Genomic DNA, 25,724 nt, shown 5'->3' on the forward strand with positions numbered 1-25,724 from the left:
GCTCTGTCAGGATGAGCGCGATGCGATCCTCACGTGCCCGGACGACCGTGACCCTGGCGGCGGCGCTCGCCCTCGTGCTGACCTCCTGCGGCGGTGGGGACGACGGCGCCGACCCGGATGAGACCGGACCCGCCGAGACCAGCAGCGCCGCGGCCGACGAGAGCCCCACCGGTGCGGACGCGGGGGAGTCCCCCTCGGGCGCCGAGTCTCCCTCCGAGGGCTCGGCCGACGCCGTCGACCCGGCCGACCACATCACCGACCCCGTCCTGCTCGAGCACGTCGAGTGGGCGCTCGCCCACCTCGAGCCGGACGCGCAGGACCCGGACGTCGCCGACGTCGAGGAGCGGCTCTCGCAGGAGATGCTCGCCCAGCTGCCGGCCGACCAGTTCGCCGCGGTCTTCACCCAGCTCCGCGCCGGCGCCCCCTACACCGTGACCGCGGCGACCGAGAGCCGCGAGTCGCCGCCGACCGCCACCCTCGCCCTGGACTCCGCCACGGGTCCGCTCGTCATGACGGCCGTCGTCGACGACGACGGCCACCTCGCCGGGCTCCAGTTCGTCCCCGATACGTCCGGGGACGCCCCCGAGATCGGTGCCTGGTCCGAGCTCGACGAGGCGCTGACCGAGCTCGGCGGCCAGACCCAGACCTTCGTCGGCACGGTCGAGGACGGGGTGTGCGCTCCCGTGCACACCACCGAGGGGGTGCCCGACGGCGGTGAGCCGGCGCCCAGCGGCTCGGTGTTCAAGCTCCTCGTCCTCGGGGCGGTGGCCGACGCCGTCGCAGCCGGCGACCTCGCCTGGACCGACGAGCTGACGATCACCGACGAGCTGCGCAGCCTCCCCTCGGGGATCCTCCAGGAGCGGGAGGCCGGCTCGACCGTCACGGTCGAGGAGGCCGCCGAGCTGATGATCTCCATCAGTGACAACACCGCGACCGACCTGCTCATCGACGCCGTCGGCCAGGACGCCCTCGCCGCCGTCGCCGAGGAGGCCGGCCTCGACACCGACCGGGTCCTCCCGGTCGCCACCACGCGCCAGTTCTTCCAGCTCGGCTGGCAGGTCGAGGACGACCTGCGCGAGCGGTGGAGCGCGGCGAGCACCCCCGAGGAGCGCGCGGCCGTCCTCGACCAGCTGCCCGCCGAGGTCGACATCGACCCCGCCGCGGTCACGCAGCCGCGCTGGCCCGACGGCGTGGACTGGCGGCTGACGGGCCAGGAGATCTGCTCGATCTTCGCCCTCCTCCAGGACCGGGCGGCCACGGAGGGCGGGGAGCCCGTGCGGGAGGTCCTGTCCGCCAACCCGGGCGTGCCGGTGCCCGAGGGCGCGACCCACCAGGAGTTCAAGGGCGGCTCGGCGCCGGGGGTGCTCGCCTTCGCGTTCTACGTCGAGACCGCCGACGACGAGCAGGGCCAGGGCCAGGTGCTCGTCGTGCAGACCGCCTCGGAGCAGCCGATCGACCAGCTGCGGGCCACCACGCTCGCCGGCGCCGGGGTCGGCTTCCTCGCCGAGCAGTGACGACCACCGGGTGTCGGGCGTCGTCGGGAGCGATGACCGGTCCACCGCGGCCGGGGGCACCCCGGTAGCGTGACCATGGTGAGCGGCGTCACCGACCGGGGGCGTCGGAGGGCTGAGACGCAGGAGGACGACATGGCGGACCGGACGTTCACGGAGCGCATCGAGGTCGCGGGCAAGGACCTGGTCGACCGGATCAAGGAGCTGGGCACCGACGCGCACGCCAAGCGCGTGGTCATCCGCGACCAGGAGGAGAAGGAGCTCCTCTCGGTGCCCCTGACCTGGGGCTTCGCCGGTGGTGCGGTGGCCGTCATCGGGGCGCCCGTGCTCGCCGCGGTCGCCGCCGTCGGCGGGCTCGCGGCCAAGTTCACGCTCGACGTCGTGCGGACCGACGACCCCGAGGCCGAGGACGCCGACGGCGCGGCGACCGGCGCTGCGACGCCCCAGATCGAGGCGCCCACCGACGACGGTGAATAGACGATTGGCGATGCTGGTGAGCTGAAGAAGTCCATCCGTCGGAACCGGGGGGCGGCACTTCGACCTAACGCCGACCTGTTGAATCAACAACGCATGGTGCCCCCAGGCGATCAACCGCCAGTCTCGCGCGCCCTGGTCGGATAGGCTGTGGGCGTGGAGATTGGTGAGCGCCTCGCGTCGCTGGCAACGAAGCTGCATCAGCAGAAGGACTCGATCGAGACTGAAGAGGCGACGAAGAATGCCTTCATCATGCCCTTCATCTCACTCGTGCTCGGTTACGATGTCTTCAATCCTACCGAGGTGGTGCCGGAGTTCACGGCTGACGTGGGCACCAAGAAGGGCGAGAAGATCGACTACGCCATCGTGAAGGACGGCCAGCTGCAGATCCTCATCGAGGCCAAGACGGTGGGATCGCCCCTCAGTGTCAACCATGCTTCTCAGCTCTTTCGATACTTCGCTACGACGAATGCGCGGATCGCGATCCTGACCAACGGTCAGCACTATCACTTCTTCACAGATCTCGACAAGCCCAACCGAATGGACGAGAAGCCGTTCCTCCAGCTCGACCTGCTGGACCTCGATGAAACCTTGATCCCTGAGGTCCAGAAGCTGACGAAGGAGTCCTTCGATCTCGATTCTGTCGTCAACGCGGCGGAGGAGCTGAAGTACATCGGTTCGCTCAAGCGTGCTCTCGCTTCGCAGCTTCGTGAACCTGACGACGAGTGGGTCAAGGCTCTCACCTCGCGGGTGTACGACGGTTCGTTCACTCAACGCGTGAAGGAACAGTTTCGCGGACTCGTGGTCAAGGCGACGAAGCAGTTTCTGGCGGACCAGGTGAACGATCGTCTGAAGGCCGCACTGGGTGGGCAGTCGTATCCCGACGTCGCGACAGCGCCAATGACTGGAGCTGAAGCAGCCGAAGAGAGTGTCTCGGATGCGGAGGAGTCCGACGACCGCGGGATCGAGACCACCCTCGAGGAGCTTGAGGGCTACCAGATCGTGCGGGCGATCGCGTGCAGCGAGGTCGCACCGCCCAGGATCGTTCATCGCGACACCAAGAGCTATATGGGCGTGCTGCTCGACGACAACAACCGAAAGCCGATCGTGCGCCTGAGGTTCAACACGTCGCAGAAGTATCTCGGAGTCTTCGACAGCGAGAAGGTGGAGACGCGACACCCGATCGATTCGCTCGATGAGATCTACGGGTACGCAGATCAGATCCGGCAGACGGTCAAGGGGTACCTGTGACGTCGTGCGCCGGTCGGTCGGACTGGAGCGCCCGTTCGGTCGTCTGACGTGTGACGCCCTCTGTCGGTGAGACGGTTCCTGGCGCGTTGGTCGGGGTAGACGTCTACCCAAGCGTCAAGGGTAGAATCTACCCATGGGGCTCAACATCAAGAACGAGCGCGTCCATGCCCTCGCGCGGGAGGCCGCCAGGGTGACGGGCAGGTCCCAGACGAGCGTCATCGAGGAGGCGCTCCGGCGACTCCTCGACGAGTACGGCGCGAACCCACGGTTGGTGCAGGCCGAGGAGCGACGGAAGGGCGTCACGGCGATCGTCCGCGCCTACGCGCAGCTGCCCCGGACCGCGGCAGGAACGGACGACGTCGTCGAGATCGAGGATCTCTATGACGACGAGACCGGACTCCCGAGGTGATCGTCGACTCGTCCGCACTCATCGCGATCCTGCGTGCGGAACCCGGGTGGGAGCGCCTCGCGGATGCGGCTCTCGTCGGTTCCTGCAAGATGTCCACGGCCACCTGGGTCGAGGCGTCGATCGTCGCCGAGCAGCGCGCGGGCGGCGGCGAGCGCCTGGACGAGCTGGTGGCCGCGCTCGAGATCGAGCTCGTCCCGGTCTCGGTGCGTGATGCGACGGTCGCCAGGCTCGCGCATCGCCGATTCGGGAGAGGCTCGGGCTCGCGGGCCCGACTGAATCTCGGTGACTGCTTCTCCTACGCGCTCGCCGTCACTGCGGGTGAGCCCCTCCTCTACGTCGGGGAGGACTTCGCCCTGACCGACATCGCCTCTGCGCTCTCCTAGGCGCGCGGCGCAGGACCTCGGCGGGCCTACCATCGGCGTCGTGGACAACGATCGCGACCTTCCCGGCACGCGGCCCGTCCCCCGGCGCCACGGCGGCGCTCGATGAGCCGCCGGCTGCCGGTCGACCTGCGTAGCCTGGTCACGATCGCCCCGAGCCCGCCGCGCCTGGCCGTGGGCCTCCGGGCGGCGGCCACCATCGGGCTCCCGCTCGTCGTCGCCACCGCCCTGGGCCACGGCTCGACCGGGTTCCTCACGAGCCTGGGCGGCTTCTCCATCCTCTACGGCGCGGGCGCGCCCGGCCGCCGCCGGGCCCGCGTCATCGCGGGCGTGGGCGTCGGCATGCTGCTGTGCTCCATGGCCGGGGTGCTCTCCGCCGGGAACGTGTGGGCGTCGCTCGTCACGCTGGTCGTGGTGAGCACGGTCGTGGCCTTCGTGGCCCACGCCCTGCGGCTCGGACCGCCCGGCGTCTTCTTCTTCGCCCTCGGCACGGGCGTGTCCAACCTGGCCGCCACCGGCGGCACGAGCCCGGTACTCATCCTCGGGATGGCCGCCGTCGGCGCCGTGTCGGCCCTGGTCGTCGGCACGTCCGACCTCTGGCTCGGCCGCCGCACCGTCGAGGAGGGGGCTGTGCGCGGCGCGGAGGCCGCCGTCGGGCGCTTCGAGGAAGCAGTACGCCCGTCCGCCGCCGGCCCGGACGGACAGGACGCGGTCGACGAGCTCGAACGGCGCCGCACGGAGGCCTCCACCGCCCTGCACGCGGCGTGGACCGCCGTGACCGACGGCGGCGACCCGGCCGACTACCGGGACCGGCTGCACCGCGTCCACGACCGCTACACCGCCGCGACCGCGCACGTGACGGGACTCCGCCTCGGCGCCGACCCGCAGCCGTGGGAGAGCATCGTCGACCGCTCGGACGAGCCCGCCCGCGACACGGTGGAGGAGGAGTCGGCCGCCCTCGGCCGCTCGGGGGACGACGAGCGTCGCGTCGAGCGCACCCAGGTCCGCTACACCTCGCTCGGCCGGCCCGACGCCGGCTACCTCCTGCGCCAGGCGGCGTGGTGGCCCTCGGAGAGCATCCTCGTCGCCGCCCGGGTGCTCGTCGCCACCACGGTGGCCGGCACGATCGCCACCCTCATCGACAACGCCCACGTCTACTGGGCGGTCGTCTTCGCCGCCCTCATCGTCCAGGCCGGCGGCACGCGCTACGCCCAGTCCACCAAGGCCCTCCAGCGCATCCTGGGCACGCTCCTGGGACTGGGCGTGTTCGCGCTCGTCCTGGCAGTGGACCCGGTCGGCTGGTGGCTCGTCGGCCTCGTCGTGCTCCTGCAGGGCACGATCGAGCTCGTCGTCACGCGCAACTACGTCCTCGCGGTCACCCTCATCACGCCTCTCGCGATGACGATCTCCGTCGCGGTGACCGGCATGGACACCGACACCGTCGTCCTCGACCGGCTCATCGACACGGTCATCGGCGTGGGCACCGCGGTGGTCGTGCTCGTGCTCAGCGGGATCCCCCTCAAGGAGACCGTCCTGCGCGCCGACGCCCGGCGGGTGGCGCTCGCGCTGGACGCCGTGCTCGTCGACCTCGGCGCCGGCGAGCACGAGACCGAGCCTGCGGTGCGCCGCCGCCAGCACCTGTACGTCGAGCTGCTCGAGTCGGACACCGTGGCCCGCCGCGCGCTGGCGGACGCCCCGGAGCAGGTCGGCCCGTTCCGGGAGGTCGAGCGGATCCTGTCCGACGTCGGCTACCTCGTCCTGGGTGCCGCCTGGCACCAGCACCTGTGGGGCCGTCGGGAGCGGTTCGCCCGCGCCCGCGAGGCGCTCGCCGTCGTCATCTCCCGACCCGTGACGGTCCGCCGCCCGGCCGCCGAGCTCGCCGGCGAGCTGCGCGCCGTCGAGGACGCCCTCACCGGGCGCGCACCCGACGGCCGGTCCGGCGACGGGTCCGGACCCGCTGCCCCCCAGGGCCGCTGACCCCGGTCCGGCGTCGGGAAATCCCTGGCGGGCCCGCCGCCCGCGGCGGCAGGATCAGCGCCATGTCGACGCTGCTGTCGGACCTCGGTGCGGTCGAGCACGTGCTGTGCGCGACGTGCGGGGTCGAGCAGGGGCCGGGCGGGCCGCCCGGGCGCTGCCCGATCTGCGACGACGAGCGCCAGTGGGTGCCGCCCGGCGGGCAGGTGTGGACCACCCTCGGCGAGCTTGCCGACGCCGGCCGCACCACCGCCGTCGCCGAGCTCGAGCCCGGGCTGATCGGCCTCACCTCCGACGTCGGCATCGGGCAGACCGGCAAGCTCGTCGTCACGCCGGCGGGCAACGTCCTGTTCGACGTGCCCGGCCTCATCGACGCCGCGGCGGTCCGGGCGATCACCGAGGCCGGCGGCCTGGCCGCCGTCGTCGCCAGCCACCCCCACATGTACGGCGTCCAGTCCCTCTACAGCCGGGTGTTCGACGACGCGCCGATCCTCGTGGCCCGCCCCGACGCCGACTTCCTCGGCCTGCGGACCTCGGCGGTGCGCGAGTGGGACGAGCCGCACGAGGTCGTGCCCGGCGTCCACCTCGAGCAGGTCGGCGGCCACTTCCCCGGCAGCACGATCGCCCACCTCACGGGAGCCGACGGCGCCGGCGTGCTGCTCGCGGGCGACGCCGTCTTCCCCGGGCCCGGCGGACGCACGGTGAGCTTCATGCGCTCGTACCCGAACCTCGTCCCGCTCTCGGCGTCCGTGGTCCGCCGCGTCGCCGACCGAGTCACCCGGCACTCCTTCGACCGCCTCTACAACAACTTCCTCCGGGTCGTCCCGCACGACGCCCGCGCCGTCGTGGCCGCCTCGGCCCGCCGGTACGCCGACTGGGTGGAGGGCCGCTACGACCACCTCACGTAGCCGCACCCGGGGATGACCGGGGACGGACCCTTGACAACGTACAACCGATCGGTTGTACGTTGTGGGTGTGGACGAGACGCGGGACGAGGACGCGGCGGACGCCCTGTTCCACGCCCTGGCGGACCGGACCCGACGCGACATCCTGCGCCGCGTCCTGGCCGGCGAGCACTCCGTCTCGGCGCTCGCGGCGAGCTACGACATGAGTTTCGCCGCGGTACAGAAGCACGTGCGCGTCCTCCAGGACGCGGGACTGCTCGTCAAGCGGCGCAAGGGCCGCGAGCAGCTCGCGAGCGGGGACGTCTCGGCGGTCCGGTCGGTCACCTCCCTGCTCGGGGAGCTCGAGGCGATCTGGCGTGGCCGCATCGAACGGATCGATGCGCTGCTGGCGCACGAGCTCGACACCGAGGAGAACTGACATGCCCGTCATCGACTTCAGCACCGACGTCCCCAACCGCACCATCACCATCACCGCCCGCTTCGCCGCGCCCGTGGCGCGCGTGTGGGAGCTCTACACCGACCCGCGCCAGATCGAGCAGATCTGGGGGCCGCGGGAGTTCCCGGCCACCTTCGTCGAGCACGACATCCGGCTCGGGGGGCGCAGCTCGTACTACATGACCGGCCCCGACGGCGCCCGCTACGGCGGCTGGTGGCAGATCACGGGCGTCGAGGCGCCCCACCGCCTCGAGTTCGACGACGGGTTCGCCGACGAGGACCTCAGACCCCTCGCGGACATGCCCGTCTCGAGCAACGTCTACACCTTCGAGCCCGACGGCGAGGGCACGCGCCTGGTCACCACAACCACCTACGCGACGGCCGAGGGGATCGAGAAGGTCATCGAGATGGGCGTCGAGGAGGGCACCCGCTCGGCGATGTCCCAGATCGACGACTTCCTGGCCACGCACTGACACCGCTCCCCGACGGCGGAGAACCGTCGTCGGGGGCGGGTCCGGCCCGGGTGCGCGATCTGTGCCGCCGGGCCTCGCGTGCCAGCATGGAGGCGTGACGGTGACGACCCGGGCGGCCTCCGCCATCGGTTGCGCGCTCGTCCTCATGGGGACGGGCGCGTGCTCGACGGGCGACCGCTCCGTCCCCACCATGGTCGTGGCCTGGCCGCCCGACGAGGCGGTGGCCGGCGAGCTGCTCGGCGACCCGGGCGCCGACGCCACGGCCGAGCCCGAGCGGGCCGCCGCGGGGGAGGGCTCCCCGCTGGACGCGGTCGATGTCGAGGCACTGGACCGCGCGCGCACCGGATCGGTCGAGGACCTCGAGGCCGTCCGCGACCTGATCGAGGCCGCCGGCCTGTCCGCGACCGGTGAGCTCACCGCCGAGGTCCAGGACGACGACGGCACGGTCACCCTCGTGCTGGACTGGAGCCGGGTGGACCCGGCGGTGGAGCAGGGCTGGCCGCACGTCGTCGAGGACTGCGGGGCGCTGCTCCTGGCCACCATCGACGACCTCGACGAGATCCAGTTCCACCGCAGCGACGCCGACGCGGCCGACGGCTACCTCGACCGGCCCATCGCCGACGTGCTCGCCGGGGGGCCGGTCGAGGAGATCGGCGCCACCCGCGCCGGTCTCGAGGATCTCCTCGACCGCCTCGAGCCCTGACCGCAGCGTCCATCGGGGCGCGACCGCTCGGCGGTCACAGGAGAAAACTCATCGCCGGTGTCGGTGGTCGCAGGCAGGCTGAGGAGATGACGCGCACCGTCTTCTACACGGCCACCACGCTCGACGGCTACATCGCAGACTCCGAGGACTCGCTCGCCTGGCTCTTCGCCCAGCGCTCGGGCCCGGCGGTCACCGCCGACTACGAGGACTTCGAGGCGCGCGTGGGGGCGCTGCTCATGGGACGCACCACCTACGAATGGGTGCTCACCGAGCTCGGCGAGGGCGCCGCGTGGCCCTACGCGAAGCCCACCTTCGTCGCCACCCACGCCGAGCCGCCGGTGCCGGAGGGCGCCGACGTCCGGCTCGTCCAGGGGGAGGCCCGCGAGATCCACGCCCGGGTCGCCGCCGCGGCCGGGGAGAAGGACGTCTGGGTCGTCGGCGGTGGTGACCTCGCCGGCCAGCTCGCCGACGTCGGGCTGCTCGACGAGCTGCGCCTGTCGATCGCGGCGGCCACGCTCGGCGCCGGACGCCCGTTGCTGCCCCGGCGCCTTGCGCTGCGGCTGCGCGAGACCGGGCGGGCCGGCGACTTCATCACCGCGGTCTACGACGTCGAGGGGCCAGGCGATCCCGTGTGGGCGGACGCGACCACCCCGGACGGCCCCGCGCCGTAGCCGGGCGGCGTCGTCACTCCTGGCCGCCGACCGGCGGCGTCGACCGCCCACCGCAACCCGCGGCGTCGTACCCCAGCGGTAGCCCGGCGTCGTCGGCCGGGGGTCACCCCTCGTCCGCGGGCCTCTCGTCCTCCTCGGCCGAGGGATCTTCGGTCGCGCGGGAGCCGTCGCCGAGCCCGGCGAGCAGCCGCGCCAGCAGCGCGGCCAGCTGCTCCACCTCGTCGGCGCTGAGGGCGCCGAGCAGCGCACCCTCGGCCGCGGCGTGCAGCGGGGCGACCTCGTCGATGACCGCCCGCCCATGGTCGGTGAGCTCGACGAGGACGCTGCGCCGGTTGTCCGGGTCGGTGCGCCGCACCACCAGGCCCTTGTCCTCCAGGCGGGAGAGCCGGTTGGTCATGGCGGCCGCGGTGACCATGACCGAGTCGGTGAGCGCCCCGGGCGTGAGCGTGAAGGGGGCGCCCGCGCGGCGCAGCGCGGCGAGCACGTCGTACTCGCCGGGCTGGAGGTCGTGCTCGGCGAAGAACCCGCGCATCGCCTGAGCGAGGAGGTCCGAGGCGCGCGAGAGCCGCCCCGTCACGCTCATCGGCGCCAGCTCCAGGTCGGGACGCTCGCGCCGCCACTGGTCCAGGTAGTCGCTCACTCGGTCAGGCATTCGTCAAGGATAGTTCAAGATCGAAATGTTTGACGGGTGAGCGTCGCGGGGCTAAACTCTTTCACGTTGAAGCGTTCGGCGTTGAATGGAACCGGTGGTCCGTTCGTCGTCGAGGACGGCCCCGGGACCGCACCACGCCCCCAGGCCGCCCCGACCACGACCGCACGGCGCGCGCAGCGCCGAGAAGAGAGACCGCCATGACCGCCCTCGCCCCCTCCACCGACCACCGCGCCCGTACCGCCGGCCGCGACGCCGCCCCCGCCGGCATCGACACCCGCACCGAGATGGACGCCCGGATCGCCCGGCACGCCATCGCCCCGGGGCGGGTCGCCGTCCTCGACCTCGTCCAGAACCAGGGCGGCAGCGAGCTGACCGGCACCGACCGCGCCGTGGCCCTGGGCGCCGTGCTCACCGGCGTCGCCGCCGCCATCGGCCTGGCCGTCGGGCTCGCCTGACCGTCACCCGGCCGACAGCCTCACCCGAGGAGCCCCCGGGAATCCCCGGGACCCCGAGGGCGTTCAACGGGCACACACCCATCTCCCAAGGAGCGTCGTGAGCGCGTCCCCCATCGCCGTCGACATCTGGTCCGACATCGCCTGCCCCTGGTGCTACATCGGCAAGCGCAAGTTCGAGGCCGGCCTGGCCGCCTTCCGCGAGCAGCACCCCGAGGCGCCCGCGGTGCGGGTGACGTACCACTCCTTCGAGCTCTCGCCCGACACCCCGGTCGACTTCGTCGGCTCGACGGTGGAGTTCCTCGCCGAGCGCAAGGGGATGCCCACCGCCCAGGTCGAGGAGATGCTCGAGCGGGTCACCCAGGTCGCCGCCACCGTGGGGCTCGAGTACGACTTCGACTCCGTGCGGCACATCAACACCCTGCGTGCCCACCAGGTCATCCACCACGCCAAGGACCACGGCGTGCAGGACGCGGCCAAGGAGCGCCTGCTGCGTGCGTACTTCGTCGAGGGTGAGAACCTCTCCGACGTCGAGGTGCTCACCCGCCTGGCCGCCGAGATCGGTCTGGACGCGGACGAGGTCCGCGAGGCCCTGCGCACCGACGCCCACGCCGACGACGTGCAGGCCGACATCGCGCAGGCCCGCGCCTACGGCATCCAGGGCGTCCCCTTCTTCGTGCTCGACGCGCGCTACGGCATCTCCGGTGCGCAGGACCCGGCCGCCTTCACCCAGGCGCTCGGTCAGGTGCTCGCCGAGCGCGACCCGCAGACCGCGGGGGAGCAGGCGTGAGCGCCGCGACGCCCGGGACCCGGACCGGGCGGCCGACGGAGGTCCCGGACGGAGCTGACCGGGCCGGAACTGACCGGGCCGGAGCTCTCCCGGCCGGAGCCGAGCAGGCGGGAGCCGAAGGGGCGTCGGCCGCGCCGGCGCTCGTCTCGCTGCCAGGGCTGGCGAGCCTGGACCTGCCGGGCGTCGACCTCGACGACGCCGTGGCCTGCGGCCCGGACGACTGCTGAGCCACGCCTGCCGGAGCCCGGTCGGCCGAGGCCCGCTCGCTGAGCCCCTCCTGCCGCGGCCCACGCGGCGGCTCCTGCCCGGCTGCGGATCCGCGACCGAGCCTCAGGCGGAGTCCCGGGCGCGGGCGACGAGCTCGCGCACCGGTGCGGACAACGCCTCGTCGCCGCTGGCGAGCAGCACCGCCACCTTGCCGGCGTCCAGCGGGATCCCTGGATTGTCGGCGAGGTCGGCGCCGGGGCCGCTGTACTCGGTCCCGGAGTACTGCCAGTCGCCGTCCGCGCCGATCGTGCGTCGCTCGTGCTCGAGCCACCCCACCTCACCGAGCGCCGTGCGGCCCGGATCCCCGAGGCGCAGCGGCGAGATCTCGGGGGTGCGGTCGATGTGGAAGTCGGGGCGCATGTAGGCCACCGCAAAGGCGCCACGGTCGACCACGACGACCCGGAACCGCGCATCGCCGGTCCCCAGGTCCGAGGAGTCGATGTCGGCCAGCAGCCGCTGGGTCATCGAGTCGATGGGCGGACGGGGGGAGCGGGGGTCCTTCGGCGGCCGCGCCGCACGCCGCAGGTACATGTGCAGCCGCGCCGAGCGCAGGATCCCCACCGCGGCCGCCACCAGGACCAGGGCGCCGACGCCCAGGCCGGCCCACAGCGCGACGGCGGGGGTGTCGTCGAGGTCGATCGAGAAGCTGCGGCGCACCGCCATCGAGACCGAGACGGCGACCAGCAGCACCAGCAGCATGGCGACGAGCGTCGCCGCCAGCAGCTGACGCAGCGCCGCCGCGTACGGATGGGGTACCGCGCGCCGGGGGCGCGACTCCTTCGACCTCGCCATGGCTGAATCCTTCCAGGTCCGGGCGCCGTGCCTGACGCCTCCGAGGCGGACCGGTGCCCGTCAGGGCAGGAGCCAGGGGTTGGGCTCGACCCGCTCGCGGGGGATGATGTCGATGCCGCCGGGCTCGCCGCGCACGCCGCGGCGCTCGACCTCGGCCCGCTCACGGTCGTGCAGCGGCTTCGACCGGGCCGTGCCGACGGCCACGACGACGGCCAGCACCGCGAGCCCGACGCCGGCCGCGAGCAGCACCCACCGGTTGTCCGGGTCCTGCGTGGCCGCCACGAGGAGGAAGGCCGCGGCGCCGCCCTCGACGACGACCTGGAGCGACCCGCCGATCCGGTAGTGGCGGGCCGCACGCGAGGTCGCCTCGACGAGTCCCCGGTAGGGTCGCGTGAGCTGCGCCCGTGCGAGCTGCCGCCACGCCGAGCGCTGACGCACCCACAGCAGGACCGCGGTCAGCAGCACGGCGACGGCCAGCGCAAGGGCGAGGGCCCCGGTCGCGGCGGTGCCCGACCCGGTGAACATCATCCCCACCAGCAGCCCGACGGCCACCACCCCGGTGAGCCCGGGCAGCCAGTCCAGCGTGCGCAGGCCGCGCAGCCGCGACCCGCCACCACCGCGTCCCCTGCTGTCCCGGTCCCGGTCGCGGCCGCCCGCGGCGGTTCCGGCCGGGGGACGTGCGGCGGCCTCGGCCCGCGCCCGGGCGGCGGCGGCCGCCTCGCGGCGCGCGACGTCGTCGAGGAGGACCCGCACGGGGACGGAGATCTCGCCCGGGGCGTCGAGCAGGCGCCGCAGGCCGTCGGCGGTGACCGACAGGCCCCGCCGCCCCAGCTGCTCGGTCCCGCGGTCGGGGTCGTAGCCGACGCCCGCCAACGCATCCTGGCCGGCGGTCGGCAGGGCGCGCGGGTCGATGGGTGGCGTGCCGGTGTGCTCGGTACCCAGGCGCCAGGTCAGGCGCAGTGCCTCGCCGTCGGGGACGATCCGCATGCGGTCGGCGGCCGCCAGGGCGGCGTCGTACGGACCGGGGCGCAGGGGGTCGGCCATGCCGAGGAGGCTACGAGCCCTCGGCCTGGCGGACTGCGGGTCCGGTCCCCATCCGGGCGGCGAGCACGTAGAGCACCGCGGACCAGACGTGCATCGCCGCCCCGAGCCAGACCAGACCCCTGCCGACCGGGAGGGCCTCGGGCCACACGGAGATGCCGAGCACGATGGCGCAGATGCCGAGGAACAGCACCGCGGTGCGGGCCTTGCCCACGTAGGTCACCCGCATGCGCCCCTGCTGGGCGGCCCGGCCGGCCAGCGCGAGCACGAGGAGGTCGACGAGGACGATGATGCCCACGGCCGCCCAGCTCAGGGCGTCGGCGATGCCGAGCGAGATGACCACCAGGGAGATGCCCACGCGGTCGGCGATCGGGTCGAGGACCTCGCCGGTGCGCGAGACCTGGCCCAGGGCGCGGGCGAGCATGCCGTCGACCCAGTCGGTCACCGCCCACACACCCACGAGCACCGGCGGCACCCAGCTTCCCTCAGGGTCGTCGACGATGACCCAGCACGCAGGGCCGAGCAGGAGGAAGCGCAGCAGGGTGACGAGGTTCGGGACGGTAGCCCAGTCCGGTCGGCCGGACACCTGTCGATCGCGGCCGTCCGCCGTCGGATCGGTTGGCATGGGCCGAGCCTACGCGGGCGGGGCACGCGAGCGGACCCGGATTTCACGTGGACGAGGGGGCCGGGCGGTTCCTAGCCTGACGCGGTGCCGACACCGCCGACGCTGGCCACCGACCGACTGACCCTGCGGGCCTGGACGGCGGCGGACGCCCCCAGCATCCTCGACATCTACTCCCGCCCGGAGGTGGTGCGCTGGTCCGGCGGGCCCGGCACCGAGCTGACCAGCCTGGCGGACGCGGTGGAGCGCCTCGCCCGCTGGGAGACGCGCGCCGCCGGCGGCCCGCCCCGCGGCATCTGGGCGATCACCACGACCGGCGACGCCGGGGTCACGGGCGACGCCGGGGCTGGTAGCGCGCCGGGAGCGAGCGGCGCGGGGCTCGCGGGCGACGGGGACGGCCCGGCGGGGACGATCGTCGGCGCCGTGCTGCTCGTGGACCTGCCGGCCAGCTCGCCCGACCGGTCCCGCCCGCCCTCGGGCGACCTCGAGATCGGCTGGCACCTGCACCCGGACCACTGGGGGCGCGGCTACGCCACCGAGGCGGCCGCCGCGGTCCTCGCGCATGCCTGGGCGGCGGACGTGCGCCGGGTCCTGGCCGTCACCCACCCCGACAACCACCCCTCCCAGGCGGTGGCCCGGCGCATCGGTCTGCAGGGCCGCGGCCGCACCCACGACTACTACGACACCGAGTCCGAGCTCTTCGGCCTCGACGCGCCCGCGCGGGAGTAGTCGCGGTCGAAGCCGCCGACGACGCCCCACCGTGCGTCGTCGTCCGACCTGTGCCGCCGCCCTCCTCAGCGGCTCCGTGCGCCGAGGACCCGGCGGTGACGGACCGGCACGGTTGCTCCGGCCCGCCGCCCCGTCCACGATGGAGACCTGCGGCGGCCGCGCCGCGGAGCGACGCCGACGAAGGGCCGTACGTGAGCAACCTCGAGACCCGGCCGCCGGAGATGATGCTGTCCTGCCCGGACGTCGACCCGCCCGGCATCGAGGTGGTCACCTCCCGGGAGGTCCCGCTCGGCGGTCCCCGGGCCATGCCCGTGCGCCGCACCCTGCCCAGCCGGGAACGGTCCTTCGTGGGTGCCTGGTGCTTCGTCGACCACTACGGCCCCGACGACGTCGCCACCACCGGCGGGATGGACGTCGCCCCGCACCCGCACACCGGCCTGCAGACGGTGAGCTGGCTGTTCGCCGGCGAGATCGAGCACCGCGACTCCGGCGGCGTGCACGCCGACGTGCGGCCCGGCGAGCTCAACCTCATGTCCTCCGGCGCCGGCATCTGCCACTCCGAGGTGTCGACGCCCGGCACCACGGTCCTGCACGGCGTCCAGCTGTGGGTGGTGCTGCCGCGCGAGGCCCGCGGCGGTGTGCGCGACTTCCAGCACCACGCCCCGACGCCGGTGGCCCTGCCGGGCGGGGCCGGCACCGCCTCGGTGTTCATCGGCTCCCTGCTCGGGCAGACCTCGCCGGTGACGACCGCGACGCCGCTGCTCGGCGCGGAGCTGAGCATCGAGGCCGGGCAGGTGGTCGACCTACCGGTACGGGTCGACTTCGAGCACGGCGTGCTGCTCGACACCGGCGCCGTCGAGGTCGATGACGTGCCCGTGGGGCGGGCCGAGCTCGCCTTCCGGGCCCCGGGCGAGGACACCCTGCGGCTGGCGAGCACGGGGGAGGGCCCGGCCCGGGTCATCCTGCTCGGCGGGGCGCCCTTCCGCGAGGAGATCGTCATGTGGTGGAACTTCATCGGCTCCGACCACGACGAGGTGGTCGCCGCCCGTGAGGAGTGGAACGCCGGCGGCGCACCGGACCGCTACGCGGGCAGCGCCCGGTTCGGCCGGGTCGAGGGGTACACCGGCGAGCGGGCCTGGCTCCCGGCCCCCGACCTGCCCGGCGTGCGGCTGCGACCGCGCACGAACCCCAACGCCGGCACGGCGGACCAGGCGGGCGAGCGCGCATGAGCGACGTGCCCGTGCCGGTCGACTGTTGCGCCCCGGGTTCAGTGGAGGCTCGGAACTGACGCTTCGACGGTAGTCGGAGCGGTGTTGTGACGGTAGTAGGTGTCCTCGAGCTCGGCGGGCGGGACCATGCCGATCTCGCCGTGCAAGCGTCGATGGTTGAACCAGTCGATGTACTCCGCGGTGGCGATCTCGAGGTCGTCGATCGTCTTCCAGGGCCCCTTGTTGCGCACGAGCTCGGCCTTGAACAACGAGTTGAACGCCTCAGCGGCGGCATTGTCATACGAGTCGCCCGTCGAGCCAACCGAGGCGACCGCGCCGGCCTCGGCCAGACGTTGCGTGTAGCGAATAGCGACATATTGGACTCCCTTGTCGCTGTGGTGCGTCAGCCCGGTGACGTCGTGCCCGTCGCGGGTGCGGGTCCAGATCGCCATCTCCAGGGCGTCCAGTGCCAGGTCGGTGCGCAGCGACTTCGACAGCTGCCAGCCGACCACCCGGCGGGAGTAGACGTCGGTGACGAAGGCGGCATACGCCCAGCCGGAGAACGTGCGGCAGTAGGTGATGTCGCAGACCCACAGCCGGTTCGGGGCGGTGGCGGTGAAGTCGCGCTCGACAAGGTCCGGGCGGGTCTCGGGCCCGCTGCCCGAGATCGTGGTGCGTGGCCCCTTGGCGCGGCTGATGCCGCGCAGCCCGGCGGTTCGCATGAGGCGTTCGACCGTGCAGCGCGCCACCGGCTGCCCGCGCCGGCGCAGTTCGGCATGGACCTTGCGGGCACCGTAGACGCCGTAGTTCTCCGCGTGCACCTGCTCGATCAGGGTCGTCGTGGCCGCGTCGGTGACCGACCTGCGCGACGGCGTCCGCGTCTTGGCCGCGTAGTACGTGCTCGGAGCGACCTGCATCCCTGCACCGGCAAGGACCCTGCAGATCGGCTCGACTCCGAACGCCTCGCGGTGCTGATCGATGTAGTCGACCAGCACCGCGGTACTCACTTGATCTTGCGGTCGAGCTCCGCCGCGGCGAAAAACGCTGACGCGGTCCGCAAGATCTCGTTCGCCCGCCGCAACTCGCGAACCTCACGCTCGAGCTCGGTGATCCGCGTCTGCTCCGCCGTCGTGGTTCCGGGCCGATCGCCGGCATCGACCTCGGCCTGGGTGACCCAGTTGCGCAGGGTCTCGGGGTTGATCCCGAGCTGGTCAGCGACCCGACGCAGCGCGCCGGTCTTGGCGGCCGGATCACGCCTTAGGTCGACAGCCATCCGGATCGCGCGCTCACGCAGCTCGTCCGGGTACTTCCTCGGTGCAGCCATGACTCTCATCCTTCCGTGGAATGAGAGCCTCCATCAGACCCGGGGCGCAACACTCGGCGGTCAACGCTGTTCAGGCGCAGCAGCTGGTGGGCATGGTCGAACGGAACAGGCCGGCCGCTATGCGGAGGGCTTCGCTCATCGTGAGGTAGGGCGCCCAGGTGTCCGCCAGGTCCTCGACGGTCAGCCCGAACTTGATGGCGTACGTCGCGGCGAGCATGAGCTCTCCGGCGCCGTCAAGTGCAGCGTGCACACCCAGGACCTTGCGGGTCTGGGCGTCGATGACGAGTTTGAGGACCCCCCGAGTGTCCTGGTTGACCAGTGCGCGCGGGATGTCCTGCGCCCCCAGGATTCGGCAGTCGCAGTCGTGGCCGAGCTCGAGGGCGCGGGCTTCGGTCAGTCCGGCGCTGGCGATCTGCGGAGTCGTGAAGGTGACCCCGGGCAGGCCGCGGTAGTCCACCGTGGAGGGCTCACCCAGCGCACCGGCGGCGGCGACCCGGCCAGTCTTCGCGGCGACGTAAACGTACTGCGGGGCACCGGAGACATCCCCGGCGGCGTGCACGCGGTGGTTGGTCGTGCGCAGGTTCTCATCCACGCGGATGAATCCGCGGGCGTCGGTGCCGATTCCGGCGGCGTCCAGCCGAAGACCGCTGGTGCTGGCGCGGCGACCGGTGGCGATCAACAACCGCTGGCCATGGACGTGAACGCCGCTGTCGGTGGTGACGATGGCCCCTCCGGCGTGAGGCGCTACTTCCCGCCCGTGTTCCTCGATCACCGCGATGCCCTCCTCCTGGAAGGCGGTGCGGAGCACGTCAGCGACCTCGGGTTCAGCGTAGGGGGCGACTCGGCCCACGAGGGTGACGTTCACGCCCAGCTGGGCCCACAGCTGGGCCTGCTCCAAGCCGACGTACCCACCACCGAGCACGACCAGGGAGGTGGGCAGGTTCTGTTGCTCCATGGCGGTGGTCGAGGTCAGGTAGTCGACCGCACCGATACCGGGCAGGTCGGGGATGTGCGGGGTTGCTCCGGTTGCGATGACGTATGCCCCAGCGTGCAACGTCCGGTTCCCGACCTGGATGCTCTGCTCGTCGAGGAACTGCGCGTGCCCGTACATGATGGGAAACCCGTGGGCCTCGGCGACGTCGGCGTACTTCGCCTGGCGCAGGTCCTCGATGAGTCCCTGCTTCTGGGTCATCAGTTCGCCCACCACCGCGCCCTCAGCGCTGGTGGGCACACCACGAAACGGGCTGGCCAAGGCGCGGTGGCGCTGACCGGCGGCGGCTAGCAGGTTCTTGCTCGGGATGCAGCCCACGTTCAGGCAGGTACCGCCGAGCGGACCGTGCTCGATGAGCAGCACGCTCTTGCCCCGGGAGCGCGCCTCGATCCCGGCGGCCATGGCCCCACCTCCGGTGCCGATGACGATCAAGTCGTACTCCATGGACTATCTCTCCTTCGGTCCGCACCCGGTCGCTTCGACCGTAAACCTTCCAGCACACTGGAAGGTCAAGGGCGTACGGTCGAGGCATGCGTATCGGAGAGCTGGCCGCGCAGACCGGTGTGCGTCCCAAGACCATCCGGTTCTACGAGACGGCCGGTGTATTGCCGGCGCCCGCTCGGACCACATCGGGCTACCGGGTCTATGACTCCAGTGCGGTCGACCGTCTCGCGTTCGTCAAGGCAGCCCAGGCCGCCGGTCTGACCCTCGCTCAGGTCCGCGATGTCATCTCGGCGCGGGAGGCGAGCGGAGCACCCTGCCAGCACGTCGCTGCCATGCTGGAGAACCACGCCACCGCCCTCCAAGCGCGCATCACCGCCCTCAGTGACCTGCTCGAGCATGTGCGCCGGCTCAGCCAGCGGGCGACCACACTGGATCCCGGCCAGTGCCTCCCCCAGCACGTCTGCCACGCCATCCCGACCAGCCAACTGACCGACCGCTCCTCCAGCAGCTGAACACCTAAATCCGGTGTCGATCCGCGGATTACTCCGCGCAGGGTCTACCCCAACAAGACGAAGGTAGGCGGCTGCGGTGGGGCTACTAGTTGTGCTGCTCGGGGACGTTGATCAATCGCGTGAAGGGCGGCTTCCGCACGCCGAGCGCGGTCGGTGCTGGTTGTGGTGGTCCAGCCATGCCTCGAGGGCATCACGCCTGAGTGCACCCCGCTGAGCGCCCTTCGCGTCCTACCCATGACTGCCTCCTCAGGACTTCACGAGGCGAGTGATGGCCGCGGAGGCTTCCTTGATCTTCTCGTCGGCTTCGGAGCCACCGGTCCTGGCGGCATCCACCACGCAGTGCTTGAGGTGGTCGTCCAAGAGGGCCAGAGCGACGTTCTCCAACGCCGAGGTGACGGCGCTGATCTGAGTGAGGATGTCGATGCAATAGGTGTCCTCATCGATCATGCGGTGGATACCGCGAGCTTGTCCCTCGATGCGCTTGAGACGGGCAAGGTAGCGGTCCTTGTCACTGATGTAGCCATGGCCGACTTCGGCTGATGGCGTGGTGATGGTGCCCATCGTGTCCTCTCCTGAGGTGTGCGGTACCCGATCCGGCACCGCCGGGGCGATCACTTGGACGTGTCCTGGTCAAGGATCTTGGCCGCGCTGGCCTCGGGCGTGAGGTCGAGGCGGCGGAGCAGCTGAGCGTTGAGCGCGACGACGACGGTCGAGACCGACATCAGGATCGCGCCGATGCTCATCGGCAGCACGAACCCGATCGGTGCGAGCACGCCAGCGGCCAGGGGCACCGAGATCAGGTTGTAGCCGGCGGCCCACCACAGGTTCTGCTTCATCTTCCGGTAGCTGGCGCGGGAGAGCTCGATGACGGAGAGCACCGAGCGCGGGTCGGAGGAAGCCAGGATGACCCCGGCGGAACCGATCGCGACATCGGTGCCGGCACCAATGGCGATACCGACATCGGCCTGGGCCAGAGCAGGGGCGTCGTTGACGCCGTCGCCCACCATGGCGACCTTCCTGCCTTCGTCCTGGAGCTCGGCGACCTTGGCAGCCTTGTCCCCGGGCCGCACTCCGGCGAAGACCCGGTCAATGCCCAGCTCCTTCGCGACGGTGTCGGCAACGGCCTGCGCGTCACCGGTGATCATTACCACCTGGGCGCCGGCAGCGTGCAGGGCGTCGACGGCCTCACGGGATTCGGAGCGGATCTCATCGGCCAGCCGCAGCGCCCCAATGACCTCACCGTCAGCCAGGACGTGGAGGATGATCGCGCCCTCGTCCCGCCACTCGTCGGCGACCGACAGTTCCTCCAATCCGTGCTGGTCGAGCAGATACGGGCCGCCGACCTCGATCACGGAGCTGTCCACTGTTGCCTTGACCCCGACTGCCGGGGAGGAGGAGAAGTCCCGCGCCTTCGCGACTGGAAGCTCGCGGGCACCGGCTGCGCCGATGATGGCCTTGGCCAGGGGGTGCTCGCTGTCGGATTCCGCCGCCGCGGCCAGTGCCAGTACCTCCTCGGCGCTGCGGTTCCCGACCGGTTCGATGGCGGTGACGGTGGGCTCACCCTTGGTCAGCGTGCCGGTCTTGTCGAACAGCACGGCATCCACGGTGCGCATCGATTCCAGGGCGAGCCGGTCCTTGATCAGCACGCCGCCGCGGGCAGCACGCTCGGTGGCGATGGACACCACGAGCGGGATTGCCAGTCCCAGCGCGTGAGGGCAGGCGATCACGAGCACGGTGACGGTGCGCACGACCGCGGATTCCGGCAGGCCGATAAGACTCCAGACGACTGCGGTGATCAATGCGGCGCCGAGGGCGAACCAGAACAACCAGGCAGCGGCGGTGTCGGCGATCCGCTGCGCGCGCGAGGACGAGGCCTGCGCGTCGGCGACGAGCTTCTGGATGCCCGCCAGGGCGGTGTCGTCACCGGTGGCAGTGACCTCGACCCGCAGCCCGGAGTCGGTGGCGACAGTGCCAGCGACGACCTGCTCACCGGTCTCGCGACGTACCGTCTTCGACTCTCCGGTGACCATCGACTCGTCCATGCTCGCCGAGCCGTCGACGATCTTTCCATCGGCAGGCACCGAAGAGCCAGGACGGACGATGACCACGTCGCCGACCCTGAGGTCGGCGGGGGCAACCTTCACGACCTGATCGCCGTCGACCTTCTCGGCCTCATCCGGGAGCAGCGCTGCCAGGGAGTCGAGGGCGGACGTGGTCTGGGCCAGGGACCGCATTTCGATCCAGTGGCCGAGCAGCATGATGACCACCAGCAGGGCCAGTTCCCACCAGAAGTTCAGCTCATGGTCCAGGATGCGCAGGCTCGCGCCCCAGGACGCGATGAACGCCACCGTGATGGCCAGGCCGATGAGCAGCATCATGCCGGGCTTGCGGGAGCGGATCTCCGAGATCGCGCCGGTCAGGAACGGCCAGCCGCCCCAGAAGTACATGACCGTGCCCAGGATCGGCGAGACCCACCAGACCCATTCGGCCTCGGGCAGCTGGTAGCCGATGAGGTCGGCGAACATGTCGTTGAACCCAACGACGGGCACGGCGAGGACGAGCATGATCCAGAACAGGCGCCGGAACTGACCGACGTGGTCTCCGTGCCCGGCATGCCCGGCGTGACCCCCGGGGGCTTCGTGATCCGCGTGGTCGTGGTGACCTGCATGACTGTCATGCGTGCCCTGGTCGTGTGCATCGTGCGTGCTGTGGTCGTGCGCCTGGCCGTCGTGCGTCGCGGTCTGTGACGCTGTCGGGTGGTCCTGGCTCATGCTGGTTTCTCCTTCCTGCGCCCCTGACCGTTCCTGGTTCTCCGGGGCGGCGGTCCCGCTCACCCCAGACTGGGGTCGGGGCGAGCGGGACCGGTCGAATGTGCTTATGCGGCGACGTAGCGTTCGGGGGCGGCGTCGAAGAGCGGCCCGCAGGAGGCGCAGCACAGCCAGTACCGCTGCCCGTTGTAGTCGCGGGCGAGTCCGGCTTCCTCGGCCTCGGACTTGATCACCGCGGTGCCGACCATCACGGGGCACTCGGTGATCTCGTCGGCCCCGACGCTGGCCAGGCTCTCCGTCGTGGGCTGGTGGCTGTGGCAGCCTCCGCCCTGCGGTGCTTCGTGGTGGTTGTGGTGCTCATGTGCGGTCATCGTGTGTTCCTTTCCTGTGGTGTTGATGCCGGTGTCAGACGTGGACGGGTTCACGCTCAGCCGGTGCTCGTGTGGGAGCTGGCGCACTGTCATCGGCCTGGGCGGTGAAGGTCCGCAGGCGCAGGCTGTTGCTGACGACGAACACGCTGGACAGGGCCATGGCCGCCCCGGCGAGCATCGGGTTGAGCAGTCCGAAGGCCGCGAGCGGGATGGCAGCAGTGTTGTAGGCGAAGGCCCAGAACAGGTTGGTCTTGATCGTGCGCAGCGTGCGCCGGGAAAGGCGGATCGCGTCCGCCGCGGCTCGGAGGTCGCCGCGGACGAGGGTGATGTCGGCGGCCTCGATCGCGACGTCGGTGCCGGTGCCCATCGCCAGGCCGAGGTCGGCCTGGGCCAGGGCGGGGGCGTCGTTGACGCCGTCGCCGACCATCGCGACGACCTTGCCCTCGTCTTGGAGGCGGGACACGACATCGACCTTGTCCTTGGGTAGGACTTCGGCGATGACCGACTCGATGCCGACCTCCGAGGCGACCTGTTCGGCCACGCTCTGGTTGTCACCGGTGAGCAGCACCGGCGTGAGACCGAGTTCTTTGAACTGGGCGATCGCTTCGGCGCTGGTGGGCTTGACCTGATCGGCCACGACCAGCACGCCGCGTGCCCGACCATCCCAGCCGACCGCGATCGCGGTCTTGCCCTGCGCCTCGGCGGCCTGCTTGGCCGACCGCAGATTTTCGTCGAGGTGCTGTGACCAGTCGCGCAGCAAGACCTCGCGGCCGGCGAGGACGGTGTGTCCGTCGACGACACCCTGGACACCGAGGCCCTCGACGTTCTCGAAGGACTCCGGCGTGGGCAGGTCGCCGACCTCGGCGGTAGCTCCAGCGGCGATCGCCTGAGCGATGGGATGCTCGGAGGCATCCTCCAGGCCGCCGGCCAGTCGCAACAGCTCGGTACGATCCACTCCCTCGGCGACGATCACGTCGTCCAGGGTCATCTTGCCGGTGGTGACGGTGCCGGTCTTGTCCAGCACGATCGTGTCGACCCGGCGCGTGGACTCCAGAGTCTCGGGACCTTTGATCAGCACGCCCATCTGCGCCCCCCGCCCGGTGCCGACCAGCAGGGCGGTCGGGGTGGCCAGCCCCAGGGCGCAGGGGCAGGCGATGATCAGCACCGCCACCGCGGCGGTGAAGCCCGCACTGACGGGGAATCCGGCGCCGATCCAGGCTCCGAGCGTGGCGATGGCGATCGCGATCGCGATCGGGACGAACACGCCGGAGACCCGATCGGCCAGCCGCTGGATCTCGGCTTTGCCGGACTGGGCGTCCTCGACCATCTTGGCCATCTGCGCCAGCTGGGTATCGGAGCCGACACGGGTTGTCCGCACGACCAGTCGGCCCCCGGCGTTGACCGTCGCACCGGTGACCGGATCGCCCTCGGTCACTTCGACCGGTACGGATTCTCCGGTGAGCATGGAGGCATCGATGGCGCTGTTGCCCGAGGCGATGACCCCGTCGGTGGCGATCTTCTCCCCTGGGCGGACGATGAACTCGTCACCGACGGAGAGCTCCTCGATTGGCACCCGCTGTTCCCGGCCGTCGCGCAGGACCGAGACCTCCTTCGCGCCGAGTTCCAGCAGCGCCCGCAGGGCGGCACCGGCTCGGCGCTTGGAGCGCTTCTCGAAGTAGCGCCCCAGCAGGATGAAGGTGATCACCCCGGCTGCGACCTCCAGGTAGATGTGCCCGAGACCATCACCGCGGGAGATGGTGAACTCGAACGGGTGGACCACCCCGGGTTGGCCTGCGGTGCCGAAGAACAGCGCGATGATCGACCACACCAGGGCTGCGGTGGTGCCCACCGAGATCAGGGTGTCCATCGTCGCCGCACCATGGCGCAGGTTGGTCCAGGCTGCCTTGTGGAAGGGCCAGCCGGCCCACACCACCACCGGGGCGGCCAGCACGAGCGAGGCGAAGCCCCAGTAGTCGAACTGGAGTGCCGGGATCATCGCCATCGCGATCACCGGGACAGCCAGGACCGCCGAACCGATGAGCCGTTGGCGCAGCGAGCGCAGTTCGGCGTCCTCGGCCGATTCGGCCTCGCTGCCCGGTGCGTCACCGGCCCTTTTCGTGGGGGTGGGGAGGGCGGCGGTGTAGCCGGTCTTCTCCACCTCGGCGATCAGCGTCTGCGGGTCCAGGCCCTCCGGCCCGGTCACGCTGGCCTTCTCGGTGGCGTAGTTGACGCTGGCGGTGATCCCGTCGAGCTTGTTGAGTTTCTTCTCGATCCGGTTCGCACACGAGGCGCAGGTCATGCCACCGATCTGCAGTTCGACGCTGCTGGCGCCGGTGGTGTTCTCAGTCGTGGTCATGGCCGCCTCCCTCCTCGTGCTCATCGGTGTTGTCCGACTGTTCGGCCTCGCCGTGGTCTGTCCCGGCGTCGCCGGTGGTATCCAGCACCAGCGGTGCGGTGTGGACCTGTCCGGCGACCTGGAAGTCGAGGTAGAGCAGGTACCGTCCCGGGGTCGGTGCGGTGGCCTCGAACACGATCTCCGGTCCCGATGTCTGGCCCGGCTGGGGCTCATCGCCGTGCGGGTGGACGTGCAGGTAGGCCAGATCGCCCTCACGCAGCGCCACCAGGTGCCCGAAGGCCCCCAGGTACGGCTCCAGCTCGGTGACCGGCTGCCCGTCACGGGTGATGGTCATCGTCAGCTCGGTCGATGTGCCTGCCACCAGGTCGCCGGTCACGCTGACCTCGTAGCCATCCACCGTGGTCGTGGTGGCAGGCTCGGCCGGTGCTGGGGCGTAGTTGCCGGCGACCTGGACCGAGGTCGACAGGGTGATGCCCTCGCCGGCCTCGGCGGGCACGAAGTCGGCAAACACGCGGTAGGAGCCGGCTGCATCCCACTGCCAGGGGATCGACCAGGTGCCATCCGCGTTCATCTCGGGGTGGACGTGGTGGAAGTGCTGCCCATCAGCGCGGACCGCGATCAGGTGCAACTCCCTCTCGTGCTCCAGCTCGAAGTCGGTGACCGGGTCCCCGGCGGGTCCCGTGACGATCAGTGACAGGTCGCCGTCGGTGCCGGTCTCCGCGGGAGCGGTGACCCCGGTGAGCCGGTAGCCGTCCTGCGCGACGCCGAGACCCAGTGAGGACGCATCGTCGGTGTGTGTCTCGTGGCCGCCGGTGCCCATGTCTTGTTCCCCTGCGTGATCGGTTTGTTCCGTCTCTTCTGTCCAGCTCTGCACGGTCTGCTCGGGGATGACCGCGCCCGCCGTGACGAATGCCACGGCGAACACGGACACGAGGAGCAGCCCGTACAAACCGAGCCGTGCCGGGGCTCGCATATCAGCTGGGGGTGGCCTGGTAGCCGGCCTCGTCGACCGCGGCGATCACTGCGGCATCGTCCGCCGGGTCGTTCGTTGTGACGGCTAAGCGGCCCGTGGCCGCGCTGACCTCGATGTCCTGGACTCCGGCGATCTGCGATACCTCGGCGCGGATCGCGCCCTCGCAGTGGCCGCAGCTCATGCCGGTCACGGTGTATGTGGACGTAGTGGTCATGTCCTTCTCCTTCAGAGATACCTCAGGGAGGG

Annotated in this window: 28 protein-coding genes and 1 other annotated feature; of the genes, 16 read left to right on the top strand and 12 right to left on the bottom strand. The window is 71.4% G+C overall.

Features of this window, described 5'->3' with window-relative positions; all coding sequences use genetic code 11:
* The first annotated feature begins 20 nt into the window (after window positions 1-20).
* The 11 genes from AC3D3D_RS09020 to AC3D3D_RS09070 all read left to right on the top strand — a co-directional run bounded on the left by AC3D3D_RS09020 (window position 21) and on the right by AC3D3D_RS09070 (window position 9,186).
* Window positions 21-1,514: a serine hydrolase gene (locus tag AC3D3D_RS09020; protein WP_463662876.1), complete on the top strand. Its 1,494-nt coding sequence runs from the start codon at window positions 21-23 to the stop codon at window positions 1,512-1,514.
* A gap of 132 nt (window positions 1,515-1,646) precedes the next feature.
* The gene (locus tag AC3D3D_RS09025) at window positions 1,647-1,988 is read left to right on the top strand and encodes a DUF4342 domain-containing protein (RefSeq protein ID WP_463662877.1); all 342 of its coding nucleotides are present in this window, start codon (window positions 1,647-1,649) and stop codon (window positions 1,986-1,988) included.
* A 153-nt stretch (window positions 1,989-2,141) separates the two neighbouring features.
* Window positions 2,142-3,236: a type I restriction endonuclease gene (locus AC3D3D_RS09030; protein ID WP_463662878.1), complete on the top strand. Its 1,095-nt coding sequence runs from the start codon at window positions 2,142-2,144 to the stop codon at window positions 3,234-3,236.
* A gap of 133 nt (window positions 3,237-3,369) precedes the next feature.
* On the top strand, window positions 3,370-3,645 hold the full coding sequence (locus AC3D3D_RS09035; protein ID WP_463662879.1) for a type II toxin-antitoxin system VapB family antitoxin: 276 nt from the start codon (window positions 3,370-3,372) through the stop codon (window positions 3,643-3,645).
* A complete protein-coding gene (locus AC3D3D_RS09040) occupies window positions 3,642-4,028 on the top strand; it encodes a type II toxin-antitoxin system VapC family toxin (RefSeq protein WP_463662880.1) in 387 nt (128 codons plus the stop codon). The genes AC3D3D_RS09035 and AC3D3D_RS09040 overlap by 4 nt, the downstream gene beginning before the upstream one ends.
* Window positions 4,029-4,130: 102 nt before the next feature.
* Entirely contained in the window at window positions 4,131-6,002 is a 1,872-nt protein-coding gene (locus tag AC3D3D_RS09045) for an FUSC family protein (protein WP_463662881.1), read from the top strand.
* A gap of 62 nt (window positions 6,003-6,064) precedes the next feature.
* A complete protein-coding gene (locus AC3D3D_RS09050; protein ID WP_463662882.1) occupies window positions 6,065-6,907 on the top strand; it encodes an MBL fold metallo-hydrolase in 843 nt (280 codons plus the stop codon).
* Between the two features lie 67 nt (window positions 6,908-6,974).
* Entirely contained in the window at window positions 6,975-7,322 is a 348-nt protein-coding gene (locus AC3D3D_RS09055) for an ArsR/SmtB family transcription factor (protein WP_463662883.1), read from the top strand.
* A 1-nt stretch (window position 7,323) separates the two neighbouring features.
* Window positions 7,324-7,812 carry an SRPBCC family protein gene (locus AC3D3D_RS09060; RefSeq protein ID WP_463662884.1) on the top strand — a complete coding sequence of 163 codons (489 nt, stop codon included), beginning with the start codon at window positions 7,324-7,326 and terminating at the stop codon, window positions 7,810-7,812.
* A 94-nt stretch (window positions 7,813-7,906) separates the two neighbouring features.
* Window positions 7,907-8,515, top strand: coding sequence for a hypothetical protein (locus tag AC3D3D_RS09065; RefSeq protein ID WP_463662885.1), 609 nt, complete (start codon window positions 7,907-7,909; stop codon window positions 8,513-8,515).
* An 86-nt stretch (window positions 8,516-8,601) separates the two neighbouring features.
* A complete protein-coding gene (locus tag AC3D3D_RS09070; RefSeq protein ID WP_463662886.1) occupies window positions 8,602-9,186 on the top strand; it encodes a dihydrofolate reductase family protein in 585 nt (194 codons plus the stop codon).
* 103 nt (window positions 9,187-9,289) lie between these two features.
* Here AC3D3D_RS09070 and AC3D3D_RS09075 read toward each other — a convergent pair whose 3' ends face one another.
* The gene (locus AC3D3D_RS09075) at window positions 9,290-9,838 is read right to left on the bottom strand and encodes a MarR family winged helix-turn-helix transcriptional regulator (protein ID WP_463662887.1); all 549 of its coding nucleotides are present in this window, start codon (window positions 9,836-9,838) and stop codon (window positions 9,290-9,292) included.
* Between the two features lie 197 nt (window positions 9,839-10,035).
* On the opposite strand from AC3D3D_RS09075, the gene AC3D3D_RS09080 reads away from it, so the two are divergent.
* Window positions 10,036-10,293, top strand: coding sequence for a hypothetical protein (locus AC3D3D_RS09080; protein ID WP_463662888.1), 258 nt, complete (start codon window positions 10,036-10,038; stop codon window positions 10,291-10,293).
* A 97-nt stretch (window positions 10,294-10,390) separates the two neighbouring features.
* Window positions 10,391-11,080: a DsbA family oxidoreductase gene (locus AC3D3D_RS09085; RefSeq protein ID WP_463662889.1), complete on the top strand. Its 690-nt coding sequence runs from the start codon at window positions 10,391-10,393 to the stop codon at window positions 11,078-11,080.
* Between the two features lie 330 nt (window positions 11,081-11,410).
* Here AC3D3D_RS09085 and AC3D3D_RS09090 read toward each other — a convergent pair whose 3' ends face one another.
* The 3 genes from AC3D3D_RS09090 to AC3D3D_RS09100 are packed head-to-tail and all read right to left on the bottom strand — an operon-like array spanning window position 11,411 to window position 13,805.
* On the bottom strand, window positions 11,411-12,139 hold the full coding sequence (locus AC3D3D_RS09090; RefSeq protein WP_463662890.1) for a hypothetical protein: 729 nt from the start codon (window positions 12,137-12,139) through the stop codon (window positions 11,411-11,413).
* Between the two features lie 60 nt (window positions 12,140-12,199).
* Window positions 12,200-13,183: a hypothetical protein gene (locus AC3D3D_RS09095; protein WP_463662891.1), complete on the bottom strand. Its 984-nt coding sequence runs from the start codon at window positions 13,181-13,183 to the stop codon at window positions 12,200-12,202.
* A 10-nt stretch (window positions 13,184-13,193) separates the two neighbouring features.
* Entirely contained in the window at window positions 13,194-13,805 is a 612-nt protein-coding gene (locus AC3D3D_RS09100; RefSeq protein WP_463662892.1) for a CDP-alcohol phosphatidyltransferase family protein, read from the bottom strand.
* A gap of 84 nt (window positions 13,806-13,889) precedes the next feature.
* Between AC3D3D_RS09100 and AC3D3D_RS09105 the strand changes: the two genes are divergently transcribed.
* Entirely contained in the window at window positions 13,890-14,531 is a 642-nt protein-coding gene (locus AC3D3D_RS09105; RefSeq protein ID WP_463662893.1) for a GNAT family N-acetyltransferase, read from the top strand.
* A 191-nt stretch (window positions 14,532-14,722) separates the two neighbouring features.
* A complete protein-coding gene (locus AC3D3D_RS09110) occupies window positions 14,723-15,760 on the top strand; it encodes a pirin family protein (RefSeq protein ID WP_463662894.1) in 1,038 nt (345 codons plus the stop codon).
* 38 nt (window positions 15,761-15,798) lie between these two features.
* Here the strand turns inward: AC3D3D_RS09110 and AC3D3D_RS09115 are convergent.
* Both AC3D3D_RS09115 and merA read right to left on the bottom strand, forming a co-directional pair.
* Window positions 15,799-17,063, bottom strand: a protein-coding gene (locus AC3D3D_RS09115; RefSeq protein ID WP_463662667.1) for an IS3 family transposase whose coding sequence is annotated in 2 segments (ribosomal slippage) — window positions 15,799-16,772 and window positions 16,772-17,063 — 1,266 coding nt in all. Because the reading frame shifts where the segments join, the coding sequence is not laid out codon by codon here.
* Window positions 16,642-16,785, bottom strand: a sequence feature (AL1L pseudoknot). (Overlaps the previous gene by 144 nt.)
* Window positions 17,064-17,133: 70 nt before the next feature.
* On the bottom strand, window positions 17,134-18,498 hold the full coding sequence (gene merA, locus AC3D3D_RS09120; protein ID WP_425710209.1) for a mercury(II) reductase: 1,365 nt from the start codon (window positions 18,496-18,498) through the stop codon (window positions 17,134-17,136).
* 86 nt (window positions 18,499-18,584) lie between these two features.
* Between merA and AC3D3D_RS09125 the strand changes: the two genes are divergently transcribed.
* Window positions 18,585-19,010 (top strand): heavy metal-responsive transcriptional regulator, encoded by a 426-nt coding sequence (locus tag AC3D3D_RS09125; protein ID WP_425710210.1) that lies wholly within the window; start codon window positions 18,585-18,587, stop codon window positions 19,008-19,010.
* Window positions 19,011-19,256: 246 nt separating this feature from the next.
* Here AC3D3D_RS09125 and AC3D3D_RS09130 read toward each other — a convergent pair whose 3' ends face one another.
* From AC3D3D_RS09130 to AC3D3D_RS09155, 6 genes are all read right to left on the bottom strand, one after another.
* Complete coding sequence (locus AC3D3D_RS09130) at window positions 19,257-19,571, bottom strand: metal-sensitive transcriptional regulator (protein WP_463663599.1); 315 nt, start codon at window positions 19,569-19,571, stop codon at window positions 19,257-19,259.
* A gap of 50 nt (window positions 19,572-19,621) precedes the next feature.
* Window positions 19,622-21,781: a heavy metal translocating P-type ATPase gene (locus AC3D3D_RS09135; RefSeq protein ID WP_463663600.1), complete on the bottom strand. Its 2,160-nt coding sequence runs from the start codon at window positions 21,779-21,781 to the stop codon at window positions 19,622-19,624.
* 104 nt (window positions 21,782-21,885) lie between these two features.
* Complete coding sequence (locus tag AC3D3D_RS09140; RefSeq protein WP_463654356.1) at window positions 21,886-22,149, bottom strand: hypothetical protein; 264 nt, start codon at window positions 22,147-22,149, stop codon at window positions 21,886-21,888.
* Between the two features lie 34 nt (window positions 22,150-22,183).
* On the bottom strand, window positions 22,184-24,505 hold the full coding sequence (locus AC3D3D_RS09145; RefSeq protein WP_463663601.1) for a heavy metal translocating P-type ATPase: 2,322 nt from the start codon (window positions 24,503-24,505) through the stop codon (window positions 22,184-22,186).
* On the bottom strand, window positions 24,492-25,478 hold the full coding sequence (locus tag AC3D3D_RS09150; protein ID WP_463663602.1) for a heavy-metal-associated domain-containing protein: 987 nt from the start codon (window positions 25,476-25,478) through the stop codon (window positions 24,492-24,494). Before AC3D3D_RS09150 ends, AC3D3D_RS09145 begins: the two co-directional genes overlap by 14 nt.
* A 1-nt stretch (window position 25,479) precedes the next feature.
* On the bottom strand, window positions 25,480-25,692 hold the full coding sequence (locus AC3D3D_RS09155; protein ID WP_425710216.1) for a heavy-metal-associated domain-containing protein: 213 nt from the start codon (window positions 25,690-25,692) through the stop codon (window positions 25,480-25,482).
* Window positions 25,693-25,724: the final 32 nt, after the last annotated feature.

This window comes from Georgenia sp. X1117, assembly GCF_057784635.1.